At 67.3% G+C, this 18,228-nt stretch carries 16 protein-coding genes; 5 read left to right on the top strand and 11 right to left on the bottom strand.

The features are described 5' to 3' along the window. Together C5O27_RS11660 and C5O27_RS11655 are read left to right on the top strand one after the other, a co-directional pair. Entirely contained in the window at positions 1–1,296 is a 1,296-nt protein-coding gene (locus tag C5O27_RS11660) for a sulfate adenylyltransferase subunit 1 (RefSeq protein ID WP_006359320.1), read from the top strand. Then, complete coding sequence (locus C5O27_RS11655) at positions 1,293–2,021, top strand: sirohydrochlorin chelatase (protein WP_035751306.1); 729 nt, start codon at positions 1,293–1,295, stop codon at positions 2,019–2,021. Before C5O27_RS11660 ends, C5O27_RS11655 begins: the two co-directional genes overlap by 4 nt. Before the next feature lie 120 nt (positions 2,022–2,141). On the opposite strand, the gene C5O27_RS11650 is transcribed toward C5O27_RS11655, so the two are convergent. Beyond that, positions 2,142–2,342 carry a hypothetical protein gene (locus C5O27_RS11650; protein ID WP_035751305.1) on the bottom strand — a complete coding sequence of 67 codons (201 nt, stop codon included), beginning with the start codon at positions 2,340–2,342 and terminating at the stop codon, positions 2,142–2,144. Positions 2,343–2,437: 95 nt separating this feature from the next. On the opposite strand from C5O27_RS11650, the gene C5O27_RS11645 reads away from it, so the two are divergent. Continuing rightward, positions 2,438–4,465: a glycoside hydrolase family 15 protein gene (locus C5O27_RS11645; protein WP_035751304.1), complete on the top strand. Its 2,028-nt coding sequence runs from the start codon at positions 2,438–2,440 to the stop codon at positions 4,463–4,465. 12 nt (positions 4,466–4,477) lie between these two features. Here C5O27_RS11645 and C5O27_RS11640 read toward each other — a convergent pair whose 3' ends face one another. The 7 genes from C5O27_RS11640 to lepA all read right to left on the bottom strand — a co-directional run bounded on the left by C5O27_RS11640 (position 4,478) and on the right by lepA (position 13,416). Next, entirely contained in the window at positions 4,478–5,473 is a 996-nt protein-coding gene (locus tag C5O27_RS11640; protein WP_075862981.1) for a sulfate/molybdate ABC transporter ATP-binding protein, read from the bottom strand. A gap of 1 nt (position 5,474) precedes the next feature. Next, positions 5,475–6,413 carry a sulfate ABC transporter permease subunit CysW gene (gene cysW, locus C5O27_RS11635; RefSeq protein WP_035751302.1) on the bottom strand — a complete coding sequence of 313 codons (939 nt, stop codon included), beginning with the start codon at positions 6,411–6,413 and terminating at the stop codon, positions 5,475–5,477. Then, complete coding sequence (gene cysT, locus C5O27_RS11630; RefSeq protein WP_035751301.1) at positions 6,410–7,291, bottom strand: sulfate ABC transporter permease subunit CysT; 882 nt, start codon at positions 7,289–7,291, stop codon at positions 6,410–6,412. The genes cysW and cysT overlap by 4 nt, the downstream gene beginning before the upstream one ends. Next, positions 7,288–8,403: a sulfate ABC transporter substrate-binding protein gene (locus C5O27_RS11625; RefSeq protein WP_127962761.1), complete on the bottom strand. Its 1,116-nt coding sequence runs from the start codon at positions 8,401–8,403 to the stop codon at positions 7,288–7,290. The genes cysT and C5O27_RS11625 overlap by 4 nt, the downstream gene beginning before the upstream one ends. Before the next feature lie 155 nt (positions 8,404–8,558). Further along, positions 8,559–9,464 (bottom strand): cation diffusion facilitator family transporter, encoded by a 906-nt coding sequence (locus tag C5O27_RS11620; protein ID WP_042376341.1) that lies wholly within the window; start codon positions 9,462–9,464, stop codon positions 8,559–8,561. Between the two features lie 13 nt (positions 9,465–9,477). Beyond that, a complete protein-coding gene (locus C5O27_RS11615) occupies positions 9,478–11,529 on the bottom strand; it encodes a M3 family metallopeptidase (RefSeq protein WP_127962760.1) in 2,052 nt (683 codons plus the stop codon). Further along, positions 11,530–13,416, bottom strand: a complete 1,887-nt coding sequence (gene lepA, locus C5O27_RS11610; protein ID WP_042376345.1) for a translation elongation factor 4 — start codon at positions 13,414–13,416, stop codon at positions 11,530–11,532. Between the two features lie 50 nt (positions 13,417–13,466). Between lepA and C5O27_RS11605 the strand changes: the two genes are divergently transcribed. Beyond that, complete coding sequence (locus tag C5O27_RS11605; RefSeq protein ID WP_127962759.1) at positions 13,467–14,165, top strand: alpha/beta hydrolase family protein; 699 nt, start codon at positions 13,467–13,469, stop codon at positions 14,163–14,165. Next, entirely contained in the window at positions 14,162–14,605 is a 444-nt protein-coding gene (locus tag C5O27_RS11600) for a type II toxin-antitoxin system PemK/MazF family toxin (RefSeq protein ID WP_035751296.1), read from the top strand. Before C5O27_RS11605 ends, C5O27_RS11600 begins: the two co-directional genes overlap by 4 nt. 8 nt (positions 14,606–14,613) lie before the next feature. Here C5O27_RS11600 and C5O27_RS11595 read toward each other — a convergent pair whose 3' ends face one another. The 3 genes from C5O27_RS11595 to C5O27_RS11585 are packed head-to-tail and all read right to left on the bottom strand — an operon-like array spanning position 14,614 to position 18,187. Beyond that, complete coding sequence (locus C5O27_RS11595; RefSeq protein WP_035751295.1) at positions 14,614–15,462, bottom strand: transglutaminase family protein; 849 nt, start codon at positions 15,460–15,462, stop codon at positions 14,614–14,616. After that, the gene (locus C5O27_RS11590) at positions 15,459–16,436 is read right to left on the bottom strand and encodes an alpha-E domain-containing protein (RefSeq protein ID WP_127962758.1); all 978 of its coding nucleotides are present in this window, start codon (positions 16,434–16,436) and stop codon (positions 15,459–15,461) included. Before C5O27_RS11590 ends, C5O27_RS11595 begins: the two co-directional genes overlap by 4 nt. Continuing rightward, a complete protein-coding gene (locus tag C5O27_RS11585) occupies positions 16,433–18,187 on the bottom strand; it encodes a circularly permuted type 2 ATP-grasp protein (protein ID WP_040004209.1) in 1,755 nt (584 codons plus the stop codon). Before C5O27_RS11585 ends, C5O27_RS11590 begins: the two co-directional genes overlap by 4 nt. Positions 18,188–18,228 lie beyond the last annotated feature (41 nt).

The following is an 18,228-nucleotide window of genomic DNA, read 5'->3' as shown; positions in this document are numbered from 1 at the left end:
ATGAGACATGCACCCGACCTTCTCCGCATCGCCACTGCGGGCAGTGTGGACGACGGCAAGTCGACGCTCGTCGGCCGCCTGTTGTACGACACGAAATCCGTTCTGGCCGACCAGATCGACGCAGTGACCAAAGCATCGGTGGACCGCGGGCTCGAAGGGCCCGACCTGTCGCTGCTCGTCGACGGCCTGCGCGCCGAGCGCGAGCAGGGCATCACCATCGACGTGGCGTACCGCTACTTCGCGACGCCCGCACGCTCTTTCGTGCTCGCCGACACCCCGGGCCACGTGCAGTACACGCGTAACACCGTGTCCGGCGCCTCCACCGCCCAGCTGGTGATCCTGCTCGTCGACGCCCGCAACGGCGTCGTCTCGCAGACCCGCCGCCACGCCGCGGTGATGGCCCTTCTCGGTGTGCCGCAGCTGGTGCTGGCGGTCAACAAGATCGACCTCGTCGACGATCAGGCATCGGTGTTCGCCGAGATCTCCGCCGAGTTCGCCGAACTGACCCGCTCGCTCGGCTGGTCCGACGACCAGGTCACCGCCATCCCGGTGTCCGCGCTGCACGGCGACAACATCGCGAACCGCTCGGAGAACACCCCGTTCTACAACGGCCCGACCCTCATCGAGCACCTCGAGACGGTCCCCAACCTCACCGAGCGTGCCCCGGTGGGCCTGCGCTTCCCGGTGCAGTACGTGATCCGCCCCCGCACCGCGGAGTACCCCGACTACCGCGGTTACGCGGGTCAGATCGCCGCCGGACGGGTATCGGTGGGTGACGAGGTCGTCGTCCTGCCGTCGGGTCAGCGAACCACCGTCAGCCAGATCGACACCGCCGACGGTCCGCTGGAGTCCGCGCACACCGGGCGCAGCGTCACGATCCTGCTCGCCGACAACGTCGACATCTCGCGCGGCGACCTGATCGCCGCCGCGGTCGACGCCCCGGAGCCGGTGCAGCAGTTCACCGCGACCGTCTGCTGGCTCGCCGAGAAGCAGCTGCGCCCCGGTGCGCGTCTGCTCCTCAAGCACGGCACCAAGACGACGCAGGCCATCGTCGGTGGGCTCGACGCTCTCTTCGACGAGCAGAACCTGGCGCTCGTGGAGGCCCCGGAATCGGTGGAGCTCAACCAGATCGTGCGGATCTCGGTACAGACCGCCGAGCCCATCCCGGCCGACGACTACCAGGTGAACCGCGAGTCGGGCAGCTTCCTGCTGATCGACCCGCAGGGTGGCAACACCCTCGCCGCCGGCCTGGTGGGCGACGCACTCGCGCCGCTGCACCTCAAAGAGTTGGTGTGAGTCCGGTTCTCGTCCTCGTCGCACACGGCAGTCGCGATCCGCGCTTCGGCGCGACCGCGCGCCGTGTGCGCGACGCCGTCGCCGTCAGGCTTCCGGGCGTCGAGGTGGTCCTGTCCTACCTCGATCTCGACGAGCCGCTCGTCGGCGAAGTCCTGGCGACCGGGAGCGAGACCGGTGACGATCCGGTCGTCGTCCCGCTGCTGCTGTCCGCCGGGTATCACCACAAGATCGATCTGCCGGCGATCATCGCCGAGCACCGGCCGTTCGCGCAGCAGACCGACGTCATCGGCACCCGGTCGTTCACCGCAGCACTCGCCGACCGTCTGCTCGAAGCCGGGCTTCACGAGCGCGACGGCGTGATCCTGTCGGCGGTCGGTTCCTCCGACGAATCCGCCGACCGTCACGTCCGGCGCCGGGCCATCGAACTCTCCACGTCCCTGCATCGGCCGGTCGAGGTGGTCTTCGCGACCAAACTCGGTTCGGGCAACCGCGCCGTCGCCACGGCAGTCCGTCGACTCCGTGCCGTCGGTGCCGAGCGCATCGCACTCAGTCCGTACTTCTTGTCGGCCGGTCTGCTGATCGAGCGGGTCGAGTCGGCTCTGGACGCGCTGGCCGACGAAACGCTCGTGGCCGGACCGCTCGGCGCGCACCCCGACGTCGTCGAGGGGATCTGCGGCCTCTATCGCACGGCCGCACAGCGTCGCACGGTGATCGCCGGGCGCTGACCGCCGTCAGGTCGTTCCCCGATGGGGTCCGACGGCCTTCTCACATCGTGACGAGCCAGGCGATCACGACGAGGACCAGCAACGCCAGCAGCGCGAGGGTGACCGGCGAGCGCATCAGTTTCACAGTCCGGTCCCATCGTCGTCGGCGAAGCGTCGGCGGTCGAACAGCGTTGCCGCCAGGTCGACCAGGAGATTGAGAACATAGGCGAGCAGGATCGCGACCGGAATCACCACGGCGACGGTGACCAAGAGCTGCGGAACGAAGGACAGGCCGGTCAGCCACTCCTCCACGCCGTCCCACCAGGCGAAGAACGCCGTCACCTCATCACCTCGTCCGTCCGATTCGGTTCATCTGTCTGCCCGGCCCCGTTCGGGCCGACTGGCGTCGGACAGCGCCCGTCGCAATGATAGATCCCATGTCTGTTGCAGATGACTCCACCGTAACGTCCCTGCCGACCGCGACCCCCACACAGGGCGCCGGCACCGACGCCGCACGAGTCAGCGTCCCGGGACCGGCACCGATGCCGCCGACCAACCCGGCGCACCGGAGCGCCTTTCCCCCCATCGGCGACTACGCGTTCCTGTCCGACACCGAGACCAACTGCCTCATCGCCCGCAACGGCTCCGTCGAGTGGATGTGCGTGCCGCGTCCCGATTCGCCGAGCGTGTTCGGGGCGGTGCTCGATCGGAGCGCCGGCCACTTCCGCCTCGCGCCGTACGGCGTCAGCGTGCCCGTCGACCGCCGGTACCTCCCCGGCAGCCTGATGGTCGAGACGACGTGGCAGACCGACACCGGCTGGATCATCGTGCGCGATGCCCTGGTCATGGGCCCGTGGCACGACAACGAGCGACGCTCCCGCACTCATCGCCGTACGCCCACCGACTGGGACGCCGAGCACATCCTGCTCCGCACGGTGCGGTGTGTGTCAGGCACCGTCGAACTGCACATGAGTTGTGAACCGGCGTTCGATTACCACCGGGGTACGACCAAGTGGGAGTACACCGGCCCGGCCTACGGCGAGGCCATCGCGACCGCCAAGGACACCGAGTCCGACGCGGACATGCCCACTCTCAAACTCACCACCGACCTCCGTCTCGGACTCGAGGGCCGTGAAGCACGTGCGCGCACCCGTCTCGTCGAGGGCGACAACCGGTTCGTCGCGTTGAGCTGGTCTCGGTTTCCTGCACCGCAGAACTGGGACGAGGCGGCCCAGAAGATGTGGTCCACGGCCGAGTCGTGGCGGCAGTGGATCAACATCGGCACGTTCCCCGACCATCCGTGGCGCTCCCATCTGCAACGCTCCGCGCTCACCCTCAAGGGACTCACCTACTCCCCGACCGGCGCGCTCCTGGCCGCCGCGACCACCTCGCTGCCGGAAACCCCTCAGGGCGAACGTAACTGGGACTACCGCTATGCGTGGGTGCGCGATTCGACGTTCGCGCTGTGGGGGCTGTACACGCTGGGCCTCGATCGTGAAGCCGACGACTTCTTCTCCTTCATCGCCGACGTCTCCGGCATCACCAACGGCGAACGGCATCCCCTGCAGGTGATGTACGGCGTCGGCGGCGAGCGGACGCTCGAAGAGGAAGAGCTCACCCACCTCTCCGGTTACGACGGCGCCCGCCCCGTCCGCATCGGCAATGGTGCGTACAACCAGGCGCAGCACGACATCTGGGGCACGATGCTGGACTCGGTGTACCTCAACATCAAGTCCCACGAGGCGGTCCCCGAGACCCTGTGGCCCGTCCTCAAGGCTCAGGTCGAGGAAGCGATCAAGCACTGGCGCGAACCCGACCGCGGCATCTGGGAGGTGCGCGGCGAACCGAAGCACTTCACCTCGTCGAAGGTGATGTGCTGGGTGGCTCTCGACCGCGGTTCCCGCCTCGCGACCATGCACGGCGAGGAGAAGCACGCCCGCGAGTGGGCGGCGATCGCCGACGAGATCAAGGCCGACATCCTTGCCCACGGCGTCAACGACCGCGGGGTCTTCACCCAGCGCTACGGCAACGACGCGCTCGATGCGTCGCTGCTTCTCGTGCCGCTGCTGCGGTTCCTTCCGCCCGACGACTATCGTGTCCGCGCAACGGTTCTCGCGATCGCCGACGAGCTGACCGACAACGGCCTGGTGCTGCGCTACAAGGTCGAGGAGACCGACGACGGCCTCACCGGCGAGGAGGGCACCTTCACGATCTGCTCGTTCTGGCTTGTGTCGGCGCTCGTCGAGATCGGCGAACTGTCACGCGCGAAGACCCTGTGCGAGCGACTCCTGTCCTACTCGAGCCCCCTCAAGCTCTACGCCGAGGAGATCGACGCGAAGACCGGCCAGCAGCTCGGCAACTTTCCACAGGCGTTCACCCACCTCGCGCTGATCAACGCGGTCATGCACGTGATCCGCGCCGAGGAAGCCGAACACCAGCACACGTTCCAGCCGGCGAATCACTGACGATCGAGATGCTCAGGCCTCGGTCAGCGCGGCGACCTTGGTGGCCCGCGCGTACACGGTCTCCCCGGCCTGCAGGTTGAGGGCGTTCTGGTCGCCACGGGTGATCTGGGCGGCGAACTCGTCGCCCGTGGTCGCGGCCACGAGCTCGACACGGGTCTCGAAGCCGAGGTTCACGACGCGCAGCACCGTCGCCTTGATCACACCGGTATCGAGCGATGCGTCGGCGGCCGGCGAGGCCATCTCCGGGGTGCGTCCGATCCGGATGTCGTGCGGGCGAACCAGTTCGCCGTTCAGGCGGACCGTCGAACCGAGGAACGACGCGACGAACTCGTTGGCCGGACGGTCGTAGAGATCGTCGGGGGTACCGACCTGCTCGATGCGTCCCTTGTTGAGGACGGCGATGCGGTCGCTCACGTCGAGCGCCTCCTGCTGGTCGTGGGTGACCAGCACGGTGGTGACGTGCACCTCCTCGTGGAGACGACGCAGCCAGCGGCGCAGGTCATCTCGCACCTTCGCATCCAGGGCACCGAACGGCTCGTCGAGGAGCAGCACCTTGGGGTCGACGGCAAGTGCGCGGGCGAGGGCCATACGCTGCCGCTGGCCACCCGACAGCTGCGCCGGGAACCGGTGCTGGAAGACGGAGAGTCCGACCACCTCGAGCAGCTGGTCGACCTTGGCGTCGACCTCCTTCTTGGGCCGCTTGCGGATCTTGAGGCCGAAGGCGATGTTGTCGCGCACGGTGAGGTGTTTGAACGCGGCGTAGTGCTGGAACACGAATCCGATGTCGCGCTTCTGCGGTGACTTCTGCGAGACGTCGTTGTCATTGATCCGGACGGTGCCCGAGTCCAGGGTGTCGAGGCCGGCGATCGCCCGCAGCAGCGTCGACTTGCCGGAGCCCGACGGCCCCAGCAACGAGGTGAGCTGACCGTCCGGGATGTCGATGGAGACGTTGTCGAGGGCGGCGAAGTCGCCGTAGCGCTTGTTTGCGCCGATCACCTGAATGGACATGTCACACGCCTTCCTTGTGCTGGGCGTTGGGATGGACGATCTGCTTGGCGTCGACGGATGCCGGCCCGTGCGGCGGGGTGAGGTCGACCTCGGTGAGTTCGACGTCGCCCGAGGTGGATTCACTGGCGTCGACGAGACGGGACTTGGCGCGGCGCTCGATCAGTGACATCAGGACGAGCACCAGGATGGCGACGAACATCAGCAGGGTCGCGGCCGCGTAGGCGCCGAACTCGTTGTAGTCGTCGGTGTAGCGGGAGTGGACCAGCAGCGTCAGCGTCTGGGACACACCGGGATAGTTCGACGACACCATGGTCACCGCGCCGTATTCGCCCAGCGCTCGCGCGACGGTCAGAACGATGCCGTAGGTCAGGCCCCAGCGGATCGCCGGGAGGGTGACCCGCCAGAAGACCTGCCAATTGCTGGCGCCCAGCGTCGCGGCGGCCTCTTCCTGTTCGGTACCGATCTCCCGGAGCACCGGTTCGACCTCGCGGGCGACGAACGGCAGCGTGACGAACAGCGTGGCCAGCACCAGCCCGGGGAAGCCGAAGATGATCCGGAAGCCGAGACTCTCGATGCCGCCGAACCAGCCGCCGTGGCCCCACAGGAGGATCAGCGCGACACCGGCGACCACCGGTGACACCGCGAACGGCAAGTCGACGACAGCCTGCAGGAATCCCTTGCCGGGAAACCGCCCACGGGCCAGGGCCAGCGCAGTGATCACGCCGAAGACCACGTTGAGCGGCACGACGATGGCGACGATGAGCAGGCTGAGCTGCAGTGCGGAGATGGCCGCCGGGGTGGTGATCCACTCCCAGAACTGGACGATGCCGTGTTCGAAGGAGCGGTAGAAGATGGTGCCGACCGGAACCATCAGGAGGACGAACAGGTAGACGAGCGCGATGGTGCGCAGCGTGTACTTGGTCGGGTTCGACACCTTCATCGGTCAGCGTCCTCCCGCTTGGACTGCCACCGTCCGGCGACGCGCAGGATGAGCAGCGCGACGAAGGCGATGAGCAGCAGGACCACCGAGATCGCGGCCGCGTCGATCGGCGCGTCGATCTCGATCTGCTGCTGGATGTACTGCGAGGCCACCTGGGTGTCGCCCGGGATGTTGCCGCCGATGAGCACCACCGAACCGAACTCGCCGATGGCGCGGGTGAAGGCCAGGCCGGCACCGATCAGGATCGCCGGCAGCAGCGCGGGCAGGATGATCTTGCGGAAGATCGTGAGGTTGTTGGCGCCGAGTACCGCCGCGGCCTCCTCGACGTCGACGTCGAGTTCGATGAGCACCGGCTGCACCTGACGGACCACGAACGGCAGCGTGACGAACGTCAGCGCGATCACCAGAGCGGGCTTGGTGGCGTTGAGCTGGATGTCGATGGGGCTGTTCGGCCCGTACAGCGACAACAACACGAGACTGGCGACGATCGTCGGCAGCGCGAACGGCAGGTCGATGATGGCGTTGACGAATCCCTTGCCGGGGAACTCGTCGCGGACCAGCACCCACGCGATCAGCGTGCCGAACACGACGTTGATCAGCGCCGCGACGACGGACACGACCACGGTGATCCAGATGGCGTCCACCGCGGCGGGCGCCGAAACGGCCTCCCAGAAGCCGCTCCAGCCGTCGTCGAAGGACTGCACGGTGATCGCCGCGAGTGGCAGCAGCACGATGACGCTGAGCCAGAGCCAGGCGACGCCGATGGTCATCGGGCTCACGCCGGCGAAGGTCCGCGAGCGTCCGAGGAACCCGCGTGGCGGCCGGGAGTCGGGAACGGGTGCCCCGCTCTCCGTGGCCGTCGAGTCGACCGAGGTCACTGCTTACCCCCTGAGTCGTAGATCTTGGTGATGGCGCCCTTCTTCCCGAACAGCGCCTCGTCGACGGCCTTCCAGCCGGTCAGGTCCTTGCCGTCGTTGTCCTCGGCGGTGCCCTCCCCGAGCACCTTGCCGAGTTCGGCGATGGTCCACAGCTTCGCGATGTCACCGGGGAACAGATCCCGGGTCGCCTCGATGACCGCGGGGTCCACCGGCCGGAATCCCCGCTCGGCCCAGATCAGCTGCGCCTCCGGGGTGAAGAGGAAGTCCACGAAGGAGCGTGCGCCCGCTTTGTCGTCGGAGGTGTTGACGACCGCGACGGGGTTCTCGATCTTGAAAGTCTGCGGCGGGATCACATATTCGACCTGGCTGTTCGGGGCGGCCGTGGAGTTGGCCTTGTCGAGCATGATCGCCTCGTTCTCGTAGCTGATCAAGACATCGCCCTGCCCCTGCTCGAACGCCGTGGTGGCCTCGCGGCCCGACTTGGGCACCACCTTGATGTGGTCGCGTACCAGTTCGGCCACGTAGTCGAGGCCGGCCTGCGAATCCCGGCCGCCGTCGCTGAGCGCGGCATACGGTGCCAGCAGATTCCACTTCGCCGACCCGGAGCTGCCGGGGTTCGGGGTGACCACCTGCACGCCGGGCTTCAGCAGATCGTCCCAGTCGCGGATGCCCTTCGGATTGCCCTTGCGGACCACCAGCGCGACGACCGACCCGAACGGGGTGCTGTTGTTGGGTGCCTGCTTCTTCCAGTCCTCGTCGACCAGACCCGCCTGCACCAGGCGGGTGATGTCGGGTTCGACGGAGAAGTTGACGACGTCGGCCGGAACACGACGGGCCACCTTGCGCGACTGATCACCGGAGGCCCCGTACGACGCCGAGAAGCCGATGTCGTGGCCCTCCGGGGTGTCGCGGAACGCCGGGATGATCTCGTCGAAGCCGATCTTGGGGACGGCGTAGGCGACCAGATCGAGGTGCCGGTCGCCGCTGGAGATGTCCACTCCGCCGGGCTCGTCGGTCGATCCGCCACCGCAGCCCGCGACGAACACCATCGCCAACGCCAGAAGGCTCACCAGCACTCGGGTGCCGCGCGGCGTGACAGGGCCAGCGCTCACTCTTCCTCCAAGACTCAGCGGGGCCGGTCGGGACAGGGCGGTGACCGGCGGGACCGGATCACGCTAGCAACCCGAAAGGGCCTCGCCGGAGTTGAAATCATCGCGATCTGAACTCCGCCCAGGCCATGCACACACACGGTGAGCACCCCGACCCTCTACTCCAACCGCCAGTCTTCGTAGGCGCGCGGATCGTTGACCGGTTCGACGTGCGTCGTGATGTTCAGGTCCGGGACCGCTGCGTGCAGGTCGTCCTCGACGACCTCGGTGAGATCGTGGGCGCGCTGCACCGACCAGTCGCCGGGCACGAGCATGTGGAGCTGCAGAAACCGTTCGTGACCGGCCTCGCGGGTGCGGATGTCGTGGAAGACGATGCCGTCGGTGCGGTGCCGGTCGAGCACGTCGTCGATGGCGGAGCGCTGCTCCGCGGGAAGCGCGGAATCCATCAGTCCCGCACTCGAGCGCCACACGAGCCGGGTACCGACGACCATGATGTTGATCGCGACCGCGATGGCGATCAGCGGGTCGAGGGGCAGCCAGCCGGTCAACGCGACGAGGAACACACCCACGAGGACGCCGACGGTGGTCGCCACGTCGGTCATCAGATGCTTGCCGTCGGCCTCGAGGGTCAGCGACCGGTGTTTGCGGCCGGCGCGGATGAGGATCAACCCCACCGCCGCGTTGAGGGCCGTGGCGCCCACCGAGATGCCGAGGCCGAGCCCGACCTCTTCGAGCTCGCGGGGGTTGATGAGCCGGTCGATCGCGGTCACTACGATGATCACCGCCGCCACGACGATCAGGACACCTTCGAAGACCGCCGAGAAGTACTCGGCCTTGGTGTGCCCGAAGTTGTGCCCCCGGTCCGGCGGCTTCGCGGCGACGCGTAGTGCGACGAACGCGCCCACGGCGGCGACGACGTTGACGATCGATTCGAGCGCGTCGGACAGCAGGCCCACCGACCCGGTGATCCACCAGGCCAGCAGCTTGAGGCCGAACACGACCACCGCGGTCACGATGCTGAGCACCGCGAACCGGGCGAGGTTGTGGCGTTGTCCCCTTGTCATGATCGAACCCGGCTCAAGCCGCGAGCCCCCGTCGACGCAGGAGCGGCTCGATCTGCGGTTTACGGCCGATCAGCGCCTCGTGCGATACCAGCGGGTCGATGCTGTCACCGCGCGACAGCGTCGCCTCGGCAAAGCGTCGCCCGTTGTCGCGCTCCAGGCCGCCCGAGGCGAGGAACCACTGTTCGGTCTCGGCGTCGAGGACCTCCGACCAGATGTAGCTGTAGTAGCCGGCCGAGTAACCACCGCCGAAGATGTGGTTGAAGTAGGCGCTGCGGTAGCGGGGCGGGATCAGGTCGGTCTGCAGCCCGACCTCGGTGAGCGCCTTCGCCTCGAACGCCTCGACGTCGGTGACGGCCGCGGCCTCCTCGACCGTCAACCGATGCCAGGCCAGATCGAGCGACGACGCCGCGAGGTACTCGATGGTCCCGTGCGCGGTTTCGGCGCCGGCGGACTCCCGTGCGGCGGAGGCCAGTTCGGCCGGGATCGCCTCACCGGTCGCGTGGTGCAACGCATAGTTGGCGAGCACATCCGGGTGGAGCGCCCACATCTCGTTGACCTGCGACGGGAACTCGACGAAGTCACGCGGCACCGATGTCCCCGACTGCGACGGGTACTGCACCGACGACAGCAGACCGTGCAGAGCATGCCCGAACTCGTGGAACAGGGTCGTCAGCTGATCGATGGTGAGCAGACACGGCTGCCCCTCATCGGGTTTCGTCAGGTTCAGGACGTTGACGATGATCGGCTGGGTCTCCAGCACCGACGACTGGTCGACGATGTTGTTCATCCAGGCACCGCCGCGCTTGGACGGCCGCGCGTAGAAGTCACCGAGGAACAGCCCGATGCCAGTGCCGGAGTCGTCCCGCACCTCCCAGACACGCACGTCGGGGTGATAGACGGGCAGTCCCGTCCGTTCGACGAACGTCAGGCCGTACAACTTGTTGGCGGCGTGGAAGACTCCGCGCGTCAGGACGGTGTCGAGTTCGCAGTAGTCGGCGAAACCGTCGAGCGGTACCGAGGACTTGGCCTGCTTCTCACGTTCGAGCCAGAAGGTCAGGTCGGCGGGTCCGATCTCGGCGCCTTCGGCGAACTCGGTGAGCCGCGTCAGTTCCCGACCCCCGGCACGCATCGCCGATTGGTTGAGTTCCCGCAGCAGGTCGTCGACCGCGGACGCGTCGGGCGCGGTCTGCTCGGCGATCACGAACTCGGCGTGGTCGCGGTACCCGAGCATTTCGGCACGGCGAGCACGCAGACGCACGATCTCGAGGATGAGTTCCCGGGTGTCGTGGTCGTTGCCGCGCGCGCAGCGGTTCACCGACGCGTCGAACACCCGTTGCCGCACGGCAGGATTCGTCAACTCGGTCAGCACGGACTGGCTGGTCGGGAGTTCCAGGGTGATCAGGTGGCCGCTCTCGTGGCCGGCATCGGCCGCCGCGCGTCGAGCGGCCGCGATCTGGCCGGCGGACAAGCCGTCGAGGTCCGACGCGTCCTCAACGAGGACCGCCGAATCGTTGGTGTCGTCGAGGATCTTCTGCGAGAACGTGGTCGTCAGATACGCGAGCCGGGAGGCGATCTGGCGCATCTCCGCCTGCTCGGCCTCCGGCAGACCGGCACCGGCACGCACGGACTCGCGGTATCGCTTGTCGAGGAGACGACGCTGCGGCTCGGTCAGGTCGAGGTCGTCGGCGCGGGACGCGAGATCCGAGATCCGGCCGAACAGAACCGGGTTCATCGCGATCGTGTTGCCGTGGTCGGTCAGCAGCGTCGAGAGCTCCTGGGAGATCTCGTTGCGCTTGGGGTTGGTGTCGGGGCCGACGAGATTGAAGAAGATGCCCGACGCGCGGGCAAGGTCGCGACCCGACAGCTCCAGCGCCTCGATCGTGTTGCCGAAGGTCGGTTCCGCAGGATCGGCGGCGATGGCCTCGACCTCGGCGAGGTGCGACGCCATCGCCTCACGGAAGGCGGGCAGGAAGTCGTCGTCGGAGATCGACGCGAAGTCCGGTAGATCGTAGGGCAGATCACTCTGTGCCAGTACCGGATTGGTTGCGCTGTCCTGCCCCGTCATCTACTTCCCTTTCGGCTTGTCACCTGCTGCATCGGTGGAGAGCGCCGCGACGAACGCCTCCTGCGGGACCTCGACGCGGCCGATGGTCTTCATCCGCTTCTTGCCTTCCTTCTGCTTCTCGAGCAGCTTGCGCTTACGGCTGATGTCGCCGCCGTAGCACTTCGCGAGGACGTCCTTGCGGATCGCCCGGATGTTCTCGCGCGCAATGATCTTCGAGCCGATGGCCGCCTGGATCGGGACCTCGAACTGCTGACGCGGGATGAGCTCGCGGAGCTTGAGCGCCATCTTGTTGCCGTAGGCGTAGGCGGCGTCGCGGTGGACGATCGCGCTGAACGCGTCGACGGCCTCGCCCTGGAGCAGGATGTCGACCTTGACCAGGTCGGCTTCCTGCTCGCCTGCCTCTTCGTAGTCGAGAGATGCATAGCCGCGCGTGCGCGACTTCAGCGAGTCGAAGAAGTCGAAGATGATCTCGGCCATCGGCAGGGTGTAGCGGAGTTCCACGCGGGTCTCCGACAGGTAGTCCATGCCGCCGAGCTCGCCGCGCCGCGACTGGCACAGTTCCATGATGGCGCCGATGAACTCGCTCGGCGCGATCACCGTGGTCTTGACGACCGGCTCGTAGATGTGGCGGGTCTTGCCCTCCGGCCAGTCCGACGGGTTGGTGACGATGTGCTCGGAGCCGTCCTCCATCACGACGCGGTACACCACGTTGGGTGCGGTGGAGATGAGGTCCAGGTTGAACTCGCGCTCGAGACGCTCGCGGGTGATCTCCATGTGGAGCAGACCCAGGAAGCCGCAGCGGAATCCGAAGCCCAGCGCCACCGACGTCTCCGGCTCGTAGGTGAGCGCGGCGTCGTTGAGTTGCAGCTTCTCCAGCGCCTCACGCAGGACCGGATAGTCGGAACCGTCCATCGGGTACAGGCCCGAGTAGACCATCGGCCGCGGTTCGCGATAACCGGTCAGCGCTTCGCTCGCGCCGTTGCGGGCGCTGGTGACGGTGTCACCGACCTTCGACTGGCGCACGTCCTTCACACCGGTGATGAGGTAACCCACCTCGCCGACGCCGAGTCCCTGGGTGGGCTTCGGTTCCGGCGACACGATGCCGACCTCGAGCAGTTCGTGGGTCGCGCCGGTCGACATCATCTGGATCTTCTCGCGCGGCACGATCTTGCCGTCGACGACACGGACGTAGGTGACCACGCCGCGGTAGGTGTCGTAGACCGAGTCGAAGATCATCGCGCGTGCCGGCGCGTCGGCGTTCCCGACGGGGGCGGGCACCTTGCGGATGACCTCGTCGAGCAGTTCGCCGACGCCGACGCCGGTCTTGCCGGACACCCGCAGGACGTCCTCGGGCTCACAGCCCACGATGTGGGCGAGCTCGGCGGCGTAACGCTCGGGGTCGGCCGCGGGCAGGTCGATCTTGTTCAGGACCGGGATGATGGTGAGGTCGTTCTCCATCGCGAGGTACAGATTGGCGAGCGTCTGTGCCTCGATGCCCTGAGCGGCGTCGACGAGGAGGACCGCGCCTTCACACGCCTCGAGCGCACGCGACACCTCGTAGGTGAAGTCGACGTGACCGGGGGTGTCGATGAGGTGCACGACGTAGTCGTCACCGTCGAGCTGCCACGGCAACCGCACGTTCTGCGCCTTGATGGTGATGCCGCGCTCACGCTCGATGTCCATGCGATCGAGGTACTGCGCCCGCATCTGGCGCTCTTCCACGACACCGGTGAGCTGCAGCATCCGGTCGGCCAGCGTCGACTTTCCGTGGTCGATGTGGGCGATGATGCAGAAGTTCCGGATGCGCGCCGGGTCGGTGAAGGTTGTGTCGACGAAGGTGGGAATTGGAACTACTCCTCGAGGATGGACACGTACGTTGACCACCATGTTCTCATGAGCGCCGCGAATGGTGCCCAAGCGGATGGTGGGGCGCTACCGTGGCAGCCGTGACAGCCGAGTCCGCCGAGTCGAAAAAGCCAGGGACCACCATCGCCACCGTCGAGACCGATGACGTCGCCGCCGACGTGCACCGCCCGGACGGCACTCCTCGCGCCACGATCGTCTTGGCGCACGGCGCGGGCGGCAACCGCGACGCGATCATCCTGCGCGCGCTCGCCGACGAACTGAGTTCGCGCGGCTACGTCGTCGCCCGGATCGACCTCCCCTATCGCCGGCGCCGACCCAAGGGACCGCCTAGTCCGTCGACGTCGCCGGCCGACCGCGACGGCATCCGCGCCGCCTGCGCGATGTTCCGCGAGGAGTCCGACGGCCCGCTGTTCGTCGGCGGCCACTCCTACGGCGGGCGTCAGGCGTCGATGGCGGTCGCCGAGGACGGCACCGACCTCGCCGACGGCCTGCTGCTCACCTCCTATCCCCTGCACCTACCGGGCAAGCCCGACCGGCTGCGCACCGAACACCTGCCGTCGATCACCGTGCCGACCCTCGTCGTCCACGGCAGCACCGACCCGTTCGGCACCGCCGAGGAGATGGCCGAGGCGATCGGCCTGATCGACGCGCCGACGCGGATCGTCGAACTCGAGAAGGTCGGTCACGACCTCAACCCGAAGAAGAAGCCGACCGCGCAGCTGACCGCCGACGCGGTCGACGAGTTCCTGATGAAAGCATTCCGGGCGTGACGAGCCGCAGCATCCGGTCCCGCCTCCGTCCCACCGCCGAGGTCGCCCGCACGATCAGCTACAACCCCGAACTCGACGGCGACGCCGACCCCGGCGAGATCGTGTGGACCTGGGTCGCCTACGAGGACGACCCCAGCCAGGGCAAGGACCGCCCGGTGCTCGTGGTGGGCCGCGACGCCAACGCCGAGACCGCCGACGGTGACACTTTCGAGGAGGTTCTGGGTCTGATGCTGTCGAGCAAGGACTACCACCGGGACGACGACGACTGGTTCGCCGTCGGCACCGGGACCTGGGACTCACAGAATCGGCCGAGCTTCGTCCGCCTCGACCGTGTCCTCGCCGTCGACGCCGACGGCATCCGGCGCGAGGGCGCAATCCTCGACCGTCGCCGTTTCGACGCGGTCGCCGACGAACTCAGGTCCCGCTTCGGCTGGCGCTGAGCACTCCCCTACGCCAGCCGCGTGATCTCCACGATGACGTCGAGATCCGTTGCGCCACCACCGGTGTAGACCCCCTTGAGTGGCGACACATCCGCATAGTCGCGGCCGACGCCGACCGACACGTGCTGCTCGGTGATCGGAGTGTCGTTGGTCGGGTCGTAGCCCCACCAGCCGCCGGTCCATGCCTCGATCCATGCGTGGCTCTGGCCTTGGACCGTCTTGTCGATCGCCGCATTCGGTTTCGGATGCAAGTACCCCGACACGTAGCGGGCCGGAATTCCCAGGCCGCGCAACATAACCAGGGTGAGGTGGGCGTAGTCCTGGCAGACCCCCTTGCGCTCGTTCCAGGCGTCGACGGCCGTGGTGTGCACGCCCGTGGTGCCGGGTACGTACTCCATCTCCTCATGGACGAACCGGGACAGCGCCTCGACCGTCTCCGCCGGGGTGAGCCCCTTGGCGACCTTCTTCGCCGCCGCGATCAACTGCCGGTTCTTCGGCACATAGGTGGTGTTGGAGAGCATCTCGTCGTAGCGATCCATGGTGGCCTCACTGCGGATGTCCTCCCACGACGCCTGGTCTTCCTCTGCCGGACGCTGTCCGGCGTCGGTCTCGACGACCGACATGCCCGACACCTCGAGCTCCTCGTGCGGTGCGTGTAGGTCGAAGGCTGTGACCGCGGTACCCCAGTAGTCGGTGTAGCGGTACGACCTGGTGGCCGGCACGGTCTCGACACGATTGACGATCACGTTCTGCCGGGCGTCACTGCGGGGCGTGATCCGGGCCTCGTTGTACGAGGAGGTGACGGGACTGTGGTACGCGAAACCGGTCGAATGGACGACGCGCAGACGCCAGCTCACAGTTCACTCTCCTCGATGACTTGGTTGTCGCTGACGCGGGTGTCGGCCCACGAGACGTACGGCGACACATGGAAGTACTGCTTGGTGACCGCCTCGTTGACGGCACGGCAGGTGTCCTGCAGATCGACGAGCCGCTCCTGCAGTCCGTCGAGCAGCTCGCCGGGTTCGAGGAACTCCAGCGAACTCCGCGCCCGGCCGAGCAGCAGCTGGGCCTCGGCCTGCGCGCCGACGCGGCTGGGCCCCTTCTCGAGCTGGCCGAGGTTGCGTTCGGCGACGCTGAGCGCGTGGAAGATCGACCGCGGGAAGAGACGGTCGAGCAGGATGAACTCGACGATGTTCTCCGCGTCGAGGACGCCGCGGTAGGTGCGCAGGAAGGTGTCGTGACCGCCGGCGGAGACCAGCACGTTGACCCATGCGGGCGACGAGGTGCGATCCCCCGCTCGCGACAACAGCATTCGGATCGTCATGTCGACCCGCTCGACGGAGCGGCCGAGCAGCAGGTAGCGGTAGCCGTCGTCGTGGCTGAGGGTGGCGTCGGCGAGTCCGGCGAACATGGCCGCACGGTTCTTCACGTACGAGAGGAACTCGTGCGGACCGAGGCGGCGCGACCGGCGTTCGGCGGCGTCGAGTCCGTTGTAGGTGGTGTTGAGACACTCCCACAGCTCGCTCGACGTGACTTCCCTTGCGCCGCGCGCATTCTCGCGTGCCGCGCGGATGAGGTCGACGATCGACCCGACCGCGTCGGCATCGTAGGCCACGCGTTCCGTCAGCGACCAGACGTCGAGTTCCTCGTCGGTCTCCGGCGCCTCGAGCCCGAGTACCTGGATGATCAGTCGCGCCTGCTGGTCGACGTCGACGGTGGTGTCCTCGAGCAGCTGGTGGATCGCGACGTCGAGGATGCGCGCCATGTCGTCGGCGCGCTCCACGTACCTGCCGATCCAGTACAACGACTCGGCGTTGCGCGCCAACATCATCGGGGATCACCGCCCTGCTGTTGCTGCTGTTGGGTCTGGGTGTGCACCGGGTCGGGGGCGCTGTCGGCGGGCCGGGCCGCGGCGACGCCACTGGTGGTGACCACCTTCGCGCCGGAGAGTTCGCGTTCGGCCTCCGACGTCCGGCTGGCGAGCACCCAGGTGTCCTTGGAACCACCTCCCTGGCTGGAGTTCACCACCAACGATCCCTCCGGCAGGGCGACGCGAGTGAGGCCGCCGGGCAGGACCCAGACCGACTCGCCGTCGTTGACGGCGAACGGACGCAGGTCGACGTGACGCGGACGGATCTCGTTGCCGATCTTCGTCGGCACCGTCGACAGCTGCACGACGGGTTGTGCGATCCAGCCGCGCGGATCGTTGCGCACCTTGCGGGCCAGGGTGTCCAGCTCCGCCTTGGTGGCCTCGGGCCCGAAGACGATTCCGTATCCACCCGATCCCTCAACGGGTTTCACGACGAGCTCGTCGATGCGGTCGAGGACCTCCTCGCACTCCTCGGGAAGCCAGCAGCGCAGGGTGTCGACGTTCTGCAGACTCGGCTTCTCACCGAGGTAGTACTCGATGATCTCCGGGACGTAGGTGTAAATCAGCTTGTCGTCGCCGACGCCGTTGCCGACCGCGCTCGAGATGACCACGTTGCCGGCGCGGGCCGCATTGAGCAGTCCGGCGACACCTAGCATCGAATCGGGGCGGAACTGCATCGGGTCGAGGAAGTCGTCGTCGATGCGGCGGTAGATGACGTCGACGCGCTGTTCGCCCTCGGTGGTGCGCATGTAGACGACGTTGTCGCGGCAGAACAGATCTCGGCCCTCGACGAGCTCGACACCCATCAGGCGTGCGAGCAGCGAGTGTTCGAAGTACGCGGAGTTCGCCACCCCCGGGGTGAGCACGACGATGTTCGGGTCGGCCTCGTTGAACGCCGCCGATGCGCGCAGCGCACGCAGCAGATGGCTCGGATAGTCGGCCACCGCGCGGACGCGGTGTTTGGAGAAGAGGTCGGGGAACACGCGCGCCATCGCGCGGCGGTTCTCGAGCACGTATGAGACACCCGACGGCGACCGCAGGTTGTCCTCGAGGACCCGGAAGTCGCCGTTCTCGTCGCGGATCAGGTCGATGCCGGCGACGTGGATGCGAACACCGTTGGGCGGCCGAATGTTTGCTGCCTGCCGATGGAAGTGCTCACAGGAGTGGACGAGCCGTTTCGGCAGCACGCCGTCGCGCAGGATCTCCTGCTCACCGTAGATGTCGTCGAGGAACAACTCGAGGGCCTGCACGCGCTGGGTGATACCCGCTTCGAGCTTGCTCCACTCCCCGGCCGAAATCACGCGCGGCACAATGTCCAACGGGAAGGGGCGTTCCTGGCCGGACAGCGAGAAGGTCACACCCTGATCGAGGTAGGCGCGGCCCAACGCTTCGACGCGGGCCTCGACCAGGTCGGACGAGTCCTCGTCGGACATCGCCTTGTAGATGCCGCGATACGGGGTGCGCACATCGCCCGCGGCATCGAACATCTCGTCATATGCCTTGCCGTACGGACCTTTTGAGTACCCACCGAAGTTCCCGGTGAAGTTCTCCTCACCGCTCGACTTGCGGGATCTGCCTCCTGACCCCGAACTCTTCGACGATCCGGAGCGGCCCGAGGCCGCCTTCCCGGACGAGCTCGACGTCGTTGTCTTCGCGGATGCGGACTTTCGCGGCGCCTTCTTGGCGGGCGCACTTGTCGATGCGGGGGTCATAAATTGCCATGGTGCCGCATAACCGCGAAATCGGCACCACG

Origin of the sequence: Gordonia alkanivorans, from assembly GCF_004011905.1 — a bacterium.
GTDB classification, from domain to species: Bacteria; Actinomycetota; Actinomycetes; order Mycobacteriales; family Mycobacteriaceae; genus Gordonia; species Gordonia alkanivorans.
Note: the sequence above shows the minus strand (reverse complement) of the source record. Positions and strands in the feature narration are given on the sequence as shown.